Annotated in this window: 8 protein-coding genes; 4 read left to right on the forward strand and 4 right to left on the reverse strand. The window is 74.4% G+C overall.

The window, feature by feature from the left end; all coding sequences use genetic code 11:
* Positions 1–105: 105 nt before the first annotated feature.
* The gene (locus tag VF468_31460) at positions 106–939 is read right to left on the reverse strand and encodes an isocitrate lyase/phosphoenolpyruvate mutase family protein (protein ID HEX5882805.1); all 834 of its coding nucleotides are present in this window, start codon (positions 937–939) and stop codon (positions 106–108) included.
* Between the two features lie 67 nt (positions 940–1,006).
* On the opposite strand from VF468_31460, the gene VF468_31465 reads away from it, so the two are divergent.
* Positions 1,007–3,364, forward strand: a complete 2,358-nt coding sequence (locus VF468_31465; protein HEX5882806.1) for an excinuclease ABC subunit UvrA — start codon at positions 1,007–1,009, stop codon at positions 3,362–3,364.
* On the opposite strand, the gene VF468_31470 is transcribed toward VF468_31465, so the two are convergent.
* Entirely contained in the window at positions 3,361–3,768 is a 408-nt protein-coding gene (locus tag VF468_31470) for a VOC family protein (GenBank protein ID HEX5882807.1), read from the reverse strand. The two genes, VF468_31465 and VF468_31470, sit on opposite strands and share 4 nt — an antisense overlap.
* Positions 3,769–3,863: 95 nt before the next feature.
* Here VF468_31470 and VF468_31475 point away from each other — a divergent pair, with 95 nt between their 5' ends.
* Genes VF468_31475 through VF468_31485 form a run of 3 tightly spaced genes read left to right on the forward strand, consistent with a single transcriptional unit; the run spans position 3,864 to position 7,006 of the window.
* Positions 3,864–4,850 carry a TIGR03885 family FMN-dependent LLM class oxidoreductase gene (locus VF468_31475; GenBank protein HEX5882808.1) on the forward strand — a complete coding sequence of 329 codons (987 nt, stop codon included), beginning with the start codon at positions 3,864–3,866 and terminating at the stop codon, positions 4,848–4,850.
* Positions 4,847–6,490 carry an alpha-amylase family protein gene (locus VF468_31480; GenBank protein HEX5882809.1) on the forward strand — a complete coding sequence of 548 codons (1,644 nt, stop codon included), beginning with the start codon at positions 4,847–4,849 and terminating at the stop codon, positions 6,488–6,490. The genes VF468_31475 and VF468_31480 overlap by 4 nt, the downstream gene beginning before the upstream one ends.
* Positions 6,491–6,514: 24 nt before the next feature.
* Positions 6,515–7,006 (forward strand): nucleoside deaminase, encoded by a 492-nt coding sequence (locus tag VF468_31485; GenBank protein HEX5882810.1) that lies wholly within the window; start codon positions 6,515–6,517, stop codon positions 7,004–7,006.
* On the opposite strand, the gene VF468_31490 is transcribed toward VF468_31485, so the two are convergent.
* Both VF468_31490 and VF468_31495 read right to left on the reverse strand, forming a co-directional pair.
* Complete coding sequence (locus tag VF468_31490) at positions 7,003–7,950, reverse strand: hypothetical protein (protein HEX5882811.1); 948 nt, start codon at positions 7,948–7,950, stop codon at positions 7,003–7,005. The genes VF468_31485 and VF468_31490 overlap by 4 nt on opposite strands.
* Before the next feature lie 315 nt (positions 7,951–8,265).
* A partial coding sequence (locus tag VF468_31495; GenBank protein HEX5882812.1) for a hypothetical protein occupies positions 8,266–9,419 on the reverse strand: 1,154 nt, incomplete at its 5' end.

The following is a 9,419-nucleotide window of genomic DNA, read 5'->3' on the forward strand; positions in this document are numbered from 1 at the left end:
GCCCGAAGGCGGTCGGCGGCCCGACCCCGAGGACCTCGGCCAGGAAGGTGGCCGACTCCCGCTTGTCGCGGACACGGACGATCGTGTGGTTGAGCTGGACGGACATCAGGCCTCCAGATCTCGGCCGCCGAAGGCGGAGCCGGCGGCGGTCCTGCCGGTGCTGGCATGCTGCCAGAACCCGTAGGTCCCGGCCTCGCGCAGCTCGGTGGCCGCCTCGACCACGGCCCCGACGGCGGCGAAGGCGAAGGCGCCGCCGACCGACACCCGGCTGACACCGGCGGCGGCCAGCTCGGGGACCGGAGGCGCACCGGGGAGGGCGAGGACGTTGACGGGCCGGTCGACCGACGCCACCAGGCGGCCGATGTCCTCCAGGCGCAGCAGGCCCGGGGCGTACAGGACGTCGGCGCCGGCGTCCTGGTAGGCCTGGAGCCGGGCGATGGTGTCGGCCAGGTCGGAGCGGCCGTGCAGGTGGTTCTCGGCCCGGGCGGTGAGCACGAGGCGGACCGGGCCCCGGTGGGCGGCCTCGGCGGCGGCCCGGACCCGCTCGGCGGCCAGGCCGGCGTCGTAGATGGGGTCGTCCGGGCGTCCCGTGGCGTCCTCCACCGAGCACCCGGCGAGCCCCGCCTCCAGGGCGAGCCGCACGGTGTCGGCCACGCCGGCCGGGTCGTCGGCGAAGCCGTTCTCGAGGTCGGCCGAGACCGGCAGGCCGGTCGCCCCGACGATCGCGGCGGCGTGGGCGAGCGCCTCGTCGCGGGTCACCGACCCGTCCAGCCGGCCCAGGGTGGCCGCAAAGCCGCTGCTGGTGGTGGCCAGGGCCTCGAACCCCAGCCAGGCCAGCAGCCTGGCCGACCCCTGGTCCCAGGGGTTGGGCAACAGCAGCGGCCGCCCCTGGTGGTGCAGCTCCAGGAACCGGCTGGCCGTGGCGGCGTGGTCGGGCATGGTGGCCTCCGGGTCACGGGTCCGGGGGATAATCGGGTCCCCGGCCAGAACAGGATGAGGGATCGGCATGACAGGCGACAGCGCACCCACCCGGGCCGCCGCCGACAGCCACGACCTCATCCAGGTCCGCCGGGCCAGGGAGAACAACCTGGCCAACGTCTCGCTGGACATCCCCAAGCGGCGGCTGACGGTGTTCACCGGCGTCTCCGGGTCGGGCAAGTCCTCGCTGGTGTTCGGGACCATCGCCGCCGAGTCACGGCGGCTGATCAACGAGACCTACACGGCCTTCGTCCAGTCGTTCATGCCCAACCTGGCCCGGCCCGACGTTGACGCCCTGCACAACCTGAGCGCGGCGATCATCGTCGACCAGGAGCGGATGGGCGCCAACGCCCGCTCGACGGTCGGCACCGCCACCGACGCCTACACCATGCTGCGGATCGTCTTCAGCCGGCTGGGCCAGCCGTACGTCGGCCCCTCGACCGCCTTCTCGTTCAACATGCCCGCCGGGCAGGCCCGCGGCGAGGTCGAGCTGGAGCGCGGGGACGGTGCCACGGTCTCGCGGGAGGTCACGCTGGCGGGTGGCATGTGCCCCGAGTGCGAGGGGCTCGGCCGGGTGTCGGCGATCGACGTCGACCAGCTGGTCGACCGGGAGCGCTCGCTCAACGAGGGCGCCATCACCGTCCCCAACTTCGGCGTCGGCACCTGGTACTGGAAGAGCCTGGCCGAGGCCGGCTTCGTCGACCCCGACACCAAGCTCAAGGACTACACCCCCACCCAGTGGGAGGACTTCCTCCACAAGCCGGCCACCAAGATCAAGCTGGCCGGCATCAACGTCACCTACGAGGGCCTGGTCGTGAAGGTGCAGCGGCTCTACCTGGCCAAGGATCGGGAGTCGATGCAGCCCCACATCCGGGCCTTCGTCGACCGGGCCGTGACCTTCCGGCCCTGCCCGGCCTGCGGCGGCACCCGGCTCAACCCGGCCGCCCTGTCCTCCAAGGTCAAGGGCCGCAACATCGCCGAGTGCTCGGCCATGCAGGTCAGCGACCTGGCCTCCTTCGTCCGCGACATCGAGGACGCCTCGGTGGGGCCGCTGGTGGCCTCCCTGCGGGAGACGCTCGACTCGATGGTCGAGGTCGGCCTCGGCTACCTGAGCCTGGACCGCGAGTCCGGCACCCTGTCCGGGGGCGAGGCCCAGCGGGTCAAGATGGTCCGCCACCTCGGGTCGGCCCTGACCGACGTCACCTACGTCTTCGACGAGCCCACCGTCGGCCTCCATCCCCACGACGTCCAGCGCATGAACGACCTGCTGCTGCGCCTGCGCGACAAGGGCAACACCGTCCTGGTGGTCGAGCACGAGCCCGAGGTCATCGAGGTCGCCGACCACGTGGTCGACCTGGGCCCGGGGGCGGGGTCGGCCGGGGGGACGGTCTGCTTCGCCGGCGACGTGGCCGGCCTGCGCCGGTCGGGCACGCTGACCGGCAGGCACCTGGACCACCGCACGCCCCTGCGCGAGCGGGTCCGGGCCCCCAAGGGCCAGCTGTCGATCACCGGCGCGTCCCTGCACAACCTCAGGGACGTGAGCGTCGACCTCCCCCTCGGGGTGCTCACCGTGGTCACCGGCGTCGCCGGGTCGGGCAAGAGCTCGCTGGTCCACGGCTCCCTGGCCGGCCGCGAGGGGGTGACCATCGTCGACCAGTCCCCCATCCGCGGGTCCCGCCGCAGCAACCCGGCCACCTACACCGGGGTGCTCGACCCCATCCGCAGCGCCTTCGCCAAGGCCAACGGGGTCAAGGCGTCCCTGTTCAGCGCCAACTCCGAGGGCGCCTGCCCCAACTGCAACGGCATCGGCCTGGTCTACACCGACCTGGCCATGATGGCCGGGGTGGCGACCGTCTGCGAGCAGTGCGAGGGCCGGCGGTTCACCCCCGAGGTGCTGACCTACAAGCTCGACGGCAAGGACATCAGCGAGGTCCTGGCCATGTCCGTCACCGAGGCCCGCGGCTTCTTCACCGCCAGGGCGGCCCGGGCCGTCCTCGACCGGCTGGCCGACGTCGGCCTCGGCTACCTCGGGCTCGGCCAGCCGCTCACCACCCTGTCGGGGGGCGTGCGGCAGCGGCTCAAGCTGGCCATCCACATGGCCGCCGCGGCCACCACCTACGTGCTCGACGAGCCGACCACCGGCCTCCACCTGGCCGACGTCGACCAGCTCCTGGCCCTGCTCGACCGGCTGGTGGACGACGGCAACACGGTCATCGTCATCGAGCACCACCAGGCCGTCATGGCCCACGCCGACTGGCTGGTCGACCTCGGCCCCGGCGCCGGCCACGACGGCGGCCGGGTGGTCTTCACCGGCACCCCCGCCGACCTGGTCGCCGGCGCCGACACCCTCACCGCCCGGCACCTGCGGGCCTACCTGCGGCGCTAGCCGGTCCCCTCGAGCACGGTGAACAGGGTGAGCTGCGTCCCGTCGGGGGCCCGGACCCGGACGTTGCGGTGGTTCCACGGGGTGACGACCGGCTCGGCGAGCGCCTCGGCGCCGGCGGCGACGAGCCGGCGGGCCGTCCCGGCCGAGTCCGCGACCTCGAGCGCGACCCGCACCGGGCCGGCGACCCGGGACCCGACCTCGACCCGGTCGACCAGCTCCGCCTGGGCCGTCGACAGCAGCTCAAGGGTGGCCCGGCCCGCGTCCAGCACCGCCCCGCTGCCGTCGGGCCCGTCCCAGGACTCGGTCACCGGCAGGCCGAGGACGTCGCGGTAGAAGGCGATCGCCTGGTCGTAGTCGTCCACCGTCAGCGCCAGGCGCAGCTCGCGAACCGGGCTCTCGGGCATCTCGCTCCTCTCGTCGCCGGAGGGTGGCCGGGCCCAGCATGCACCAGGCGGCGACCGGAGGCTTGCCCGGGCCGTGCGGCGGGTAGCCGGAGGCCATGACGACCTACGGCTACCACGCCTCCCACGAGCAGCTGCCCCCGAGCGCCCTGCTGGCCGACGTCCAGCTGGCCGAGCAGGCCGGGTTCCAGGCGGCGATGTGCTCCGACCACTTCGCGCCCTGGAGCCGCGCCCAGGGCCACAGCGGGTTCGCCTGGTCCTGGCTGGGCGCGGCCCTGCAGGCGACCCGACTGCCGTTCGGCTGCGTCAACGCGCCCGGCCAGCGCTACCACCCGGCGATCGTCGCCCAGGCGGCGGCCACCCTGGCCGAGATGTTCCCGGGGCGCTTCTGGGTCGCGCTGGGCAGCGGCGAGGCCCTCAACGAGCACATCACCGGGACCGGGTGGCCGGACAAGCAGGCCCGCAACGACCGGCTGCTGGAGTGCGTGCAGGTCATCCGGGCGCTGCTCGCCGGCGAGACCGTCAGCCACCGCGGCCTGGTCACCGTCGACCGGGCCCGGCTGTGGTCGCGCCCGGCGGAGCCGCCGCCGCTGCTCGGCGCCGCCGTGAGCGCCGAGACCGCCGCCTGGGTGGCCGGCTGGGCCGACGGCCTGATCACCGTCAACCAGCCCATGGAGCGGCTGCGCCGGGTCGTGGACGCCTTCCGGGCCGGCGCCGCCGGCAAGCCGATGTACCTCCAGGTCCACCTGGCCTTTGCCCAGGACGAGGCGACCGCCCTGGCCAACGCCCACCAGCAGTGGGGCAGCAACGTGCTCGACGGGTCGCTGGCCTGGGAACTGGCCCTGCCCGAGCAGTTCGAGGCCGCGACCCGGCACGTGCGGCCCGACGACGTCCGCGAGACGGTGCTGGTCACCGCCGACCCGTCGCGCCTGACCGCGGAGCTGGCCGCCTACGCCGAGCTCGGCTTCGACGGCGTGTTCGTCCACGAGGTCGGCCGCGACCAGCGCCGCACCATCGAGCTGTTCGGCTCCCAGGTGCTCCCCGCCCTGGCCGCGGCGTCGCCCGACGGGAGGGCGGGGCGGTGAGCGACAAGGCGACCAGCGACCTGTGGTGGAAGAACGCGGTCATCTACTGCCTGGACGTCGAGCTGTTCGCCGACGGCAACGGCGACGGGGTCGGTGACTTTCCCGGGCTGACCGACCGGATCGAGTACCTGGCCGGGCTCGGGGTGACCTGCCTGTGGCTGATGCCGTTCTACCCGACCCCGAACCGCGACAACGGCTACGACATCGCCGACTACTACGGCGTCGACCCGCGGCTGGGCAGCCTCGGCGACGTCGTGGAGCTGCTGCGGACGGCCCGGGAGCGCGGCATCCGGGTGATCGCCGACCTGGTCGTGAACCACACCTCGGTCGACCACCCCTGGTTCCAGGCCGCCCGGGCCGACCGGCGCTCGCCCTACCGCGACTACTTCGTCTGGGCCGACGAGCCGCCCGCCGACGGGCCCAAAGACGTCGTCTTCCCGGGCCAGGAGACCTCCAACTGGGAGTTCGACGAGCGCGCCGGCCAGTGGTACCTGCACCGCTTCTACAAGAGCATGCCGGACCTGAACATCGCCAACCCGAAGGTCCGCGACGAGATCCACAAGGTGGTCGGGTTCTGGCTCGAGCTCGGCCTGTCCGGGTTCCGGGTCGACGCCGCCCCCTTCCTGATCGAGCTGACCGGCGCCGAGCAGCCCGAGCCGGGCGATCCGCACGAGTACCTGCGCGACCTCCGCGCCTTCCTGGCCCGCCGCCGGGGCGACGCCATCCTGCTCGCCGAGGCCAACCTGCCCCCGCCCGACCAGCGCCGCTTCTTCGGCGACGAGGACGGCGACGAGATGCACATGGTGTTCAACTTCGTCGCCAACCAGCGGCTGTTCCTGTCGCTCGTCCGCCAGGACGCCGGGCCGCTGGCCGACGCCCTGGCCTCGCAGCCGGCCATCCCCGAGACCGGCCAGTGGGCCAACTTCGTGAAGAACCACGACGAGCTCAGCCTGGACAAGCTGAGCGACGGCGAACGCGAGGAGGTGTTCGCCGCGTTCGCGCCCGAGGAGGACATGCGCATCTACGGCCGCGGCATCCGCCGCCGGGTCCCGCCCATGCTGGGTGGCGACCGCCGCCGGCTGGAGCTCGTCTACAGCCTGCTGTTCGCCCTGCCGGGCGCCCCCGTGCTGCTGTACGGCGAGGAGCTCGGGATGGGCGACGACCTGGCCGTGGAGGGCCGCGGCAGCGTCCGCGTGGCCATGCAGTGGAGCGACGGGGACGGCTGCGGCTTCACCTCCGCCCGGCCCAGAGTGCCGGTCGTGACCGGCGGCGAGTTCGGCTGCGGTCGGGTCAGCGTCGGCGGCCAGCGGCGCGACCCGGGGTCGCTGCTCAACTGGACGGAGCGGCTGGTCCGGACCCGCAAGGAGACCCCGGAGCTGGGCTGGGGCGCGTGCGAGGTGCTGCCCGCCGGCGACCCGGCCGTGCTCGCCCTGCGCTCCGACTGGCGGGGCTCGGTCGTGCTGACCGTCCACAACCTGGCCGACCGGCCCGCCGAGGCCCGGCTCGAGCTGGCCGGCGGGGACTCCGGCGCCGGCCTGGTGGAGCTGCTCGCCGACCAGGCCTACGAGCCGCTCGAGTCACCCCCCGGCGGCGTCCCGGTCGGCGCCTACGGGTACCGTTGGTTCCGGCTGCGTGGCTGAGCGCGGCGGGCACCTCGGGAGGCGATGGCGACGGACGACGACGACCTGCGGCACCTGCGCCGCTGCGTGGACCTGGCCACCGTGGCCCTGGAGGCCGGCGACGAGCCGTTCGGGTCGGTGCTGGTGGCCGCCGACGGGACCGTGCTCTTCGAGGACCACAACCACGTGGCCTCCGGCGACCGGACCCGCCACCCCGAGTTCGAGATCGCCCGCTGGGCGGCCGCCAACCTGGACCCGGCGGAGCGGGCGGCGGCGACCGTGTACACCTCGGGGGAGCACTGCCCGATGTGCGCCGCCGCCCACGGCTGGGTCGGGCTGGGCCGCATCGTCTACGTCAGCTCGTCCGAGCAGCTGGGCGCCTGGCTCGCCGAGCTGGGGGTGCCGCCGCCACCGGTCCGGGCCCTCCCGATCCGGGAGGTCGTCCCCGGCGTGCCCGTCGAGGGCCCGGTCCCCGGCCTCGCCGAGGCGGTCCACGACCTGCACCGCCGGTTCCACACCGGACGTCCGGCCCGCTAGCGGGCCTCGACGTTGTCCTCGAGCCGGAACGCCTCAAGGGCCCGGGCCTCGGGGTCGACCCCCCGTGGGAGCGGGAACCACCGGGTCGGGCGTCCACCGGTGCCGCTGCGGTCGACGCGGGTGGCCGTCGGCAGGGCGCCGTCGTCCAGCATCTCCTCCAGCCGGCGGGCGTGCTCCTCGGTGAAGGGCCGGTCGAACAGCTGGTGGACGTGCAGGTAAAGGCGGAAGTAGCAGGCGATGAAGCGCATCCGCTCCTCGTACGACAGCCAGTTCCCGGCGGCGGCGCAGGTCGCCGGCATGGGCAGGCCGGCGAACCGGTCGACCAGCCGCTCGACCTGCTGGTTGCGGAACGGCGGGGGCACCGCCCCGGCGTCGAACCCGTCCGGCGGCGACAGCGGGGCGCCCACCGCGACCTCGCCGATCGGGGTCTCCAGGGCCAGGATGCGCCGGGTGTAGCGGCGCGCCCACCAGTCCTCGACCCTGCCCACCAGCGGCGGCTGCTGGTCGTGGGGCTCGGCGTAGAGGGCGAAGCGGTGGAACTCCCGCCACGGGGTCAGCCAGTGCAGCACCACCCGCCACCAGACCCGGAACAGCCACCGGATCGGCCGGTAGAGGACGAACTCCAGCACCTTCTGGGCCCGTGCCTGCTCGAAGGCGGACAGGGCCAGGTTGGCTCCGAGGATCAGCTCGGTGCGCAGGGCGCCGTCGCCGGTGGCGCGGGCCTCGGCCAGCAGCCGCCTGGCCACCTCCAGGTACTCGGGGTCGGCCTCCTGGAGCAGGCTGGAGACGAACACCTGGGCCGGCCGGTCGTGCGGCGCCACCTTGTAGCCGTCGCGCGGCTCCGAAGTCCACAGGTCGGCCGCGAAGGTCCCCATCTCGAGGAAGATGGAGCGGTTGGCCAGCGACAGGCCCTGCAGGTAGGCGCGGCCGAGCAGGACGATCATGACCCAGCGGAAGCTGCGCCGGAACGCCGCCGGGACGCGCAGGCGCCGGGCCAGGTTGCCCCAGAACGGCGAGGCCGGGGCCCAGGTTGAGGCTCTCGCCGATCGCCTTGGAGGTCCAGCCGGCGAAGCAGAACCAGTTGGCGTCGGCCGGCCCGACCTCCTGGGCCAGGCCCCGGGCCAGCTGGTGGTAGGCGTAGGCGATGACCTCGGCCTGCTCCGAGAAGGAGCGGTGAGGGTCGGCCGCGATGCGCAGCACGGCGTCGGCGTCCAGCCGCACCGTCGGGGCCGACCCCGCTTCGTGTGCGCCCGCCGTGCTCATCGGCGCACCAGCTCCAGGCGCCGTTCGAGCAGGACCGCGTCCCGGCCGGCGACCGCGGCCTGGGCCTGCTCCTGCAGGTCGGCCGCTTCGGGGCCGGCCACGCCCCTGCCCTCCACCAGCTCAGCCCAGTCGAGCAGGGACTCGGCCAGCAGCAGCGGCACGCCCGAGCGCCGGTGCACCCGGGAGGCCGCCTGGAAGTGGGCCCCGGCCCGGTCGGTCCAGCCGGCGGCGGCGGCCAGGTGGCCGAGGTAGTGGTGGCCGCAGTGGTGGGCCACGACCGAGTGGCCGAAGGTCTCCCCGTACGGCGCCAGGGCCTCGTACAGCGGCTCGATCAGCTCGTCGCGGCCCAGCCGGCATGCCGCCAGGGCCAGGTTGTCGAGCGCGGCCCGCTCGGCCAGGTCCCTGCGGGGCAGCACCCCGCTGGCGGCCACCGTCCGCTCCAGCATGGGGGCCGCCTCCTCCGCGCCCAGCTCGCACAGGTAGCGCAGGAGCTCCCGGGCCGGGTCGAACCGCGGCGTCGCGCCCGCCGCCCGCAGCCCCTCGCCGAGCTCGTCCAGCCGGCCCTGGAGCCGCCGGATCTCGGCCAGCTGCTTTACGTGGAACAGCAGCGCCTCCTGGCCCCGCCCGATCTCGGTGCCGAGCCGGAGGGCGCGGCCCGCCTCCGTCTCCGCCCGGCCGACCTCCCCGCGCATCAGGGCCAGGCCGGTCCGCGAGAAGGAGACCAGCCAGACCAGGTGGGGCTGGGCGAGGCGGCGGGCCAGCTCGTCGGCCTCCTCCAGCAGCTCGGCCACGCGGGCGGTGTCGCCCGCCTCCAGGGACGGCCCGGTGCGCTGGAAGGTCGCGTGGAACAGGGCGAGGGCGTCGCCGGTCCGCCGGGCGGCGGCCAGCATCTCGTCGCCGTCGGCCCGGCGCCGGGCGAGGGTGTCGGCCGCGCTGATGGTCAGGTTCCGGAGTCCCAGGACGGCCACCAGGGTGCGCGGGTCCCCCGACCGCCTGGCCAGCTCCACGGCCTCGTCGCTGAGCTCGAAGCGGCGGTCGCCGTCGGGCGCCCAGGTCAGCTCGGAGGCCAGCTGCGCCGCCAGCAGGGCCCTGGTGCGCAGGTCGTCCGGGCTGGCCAGGCGGGCGGCCTCGGTCAGCAGCTCGATGCGTT

This window comes from Actinomycetota bacterium (assembly GCA_036280995.1).
Taxonomy (GTDB): domain Bacteria; phylum Actinomycetota; class CALGFH01; order CALGFH01; family CALGFH01; genus CALGFH01.

Excerpts from the sequence above, each read along its gene's own strand:
- VF468_31460 (HEX5882805.1), bottom strand. The coding sequence starts at position 939 with ATGCCCGACCACGCCGCCACGGCCAGCCGGTTCCTGGAGCTGCACCAC.
- VF468_31465 (HEX5882806.1), top strand. The coding sequence starts at position 1,007 with ATGACAGGCGACAGCGCACCCACCCGGGCCGCCGCCGACAGCCACGAC.
- VF468_31470 (HEX5882807.1), bottom strand. The coding sequence starts at position 3,768 with ATGCCCGAGAGCCCGGTTCGCGAGCTGCGCCTGGCGCTGACGGTGGAC.
- VF468_31475 (HEX5882808.1), top strand. The coding sequence starts at position 3,864 with ATGACGACCTACGGCTACCACGCCTCCCACGAGCAGCTGCCCCCGAGC.
- VF468_31485 (HEX5882810.1), top strand. The coding sequence starts at position 6,515 with ATGGCGACGGACGACGACGACCTGCGGCACCTGCGCCGCTGCGTGGAC.
- VF468_31490 (HEX5882811.1), bottom strand. The coding sequence starts at position 7,950 with ATGATCGTCCTGCTCGGCCGCGCCTACCTGCAGGGCCTGTCGCTGGCC.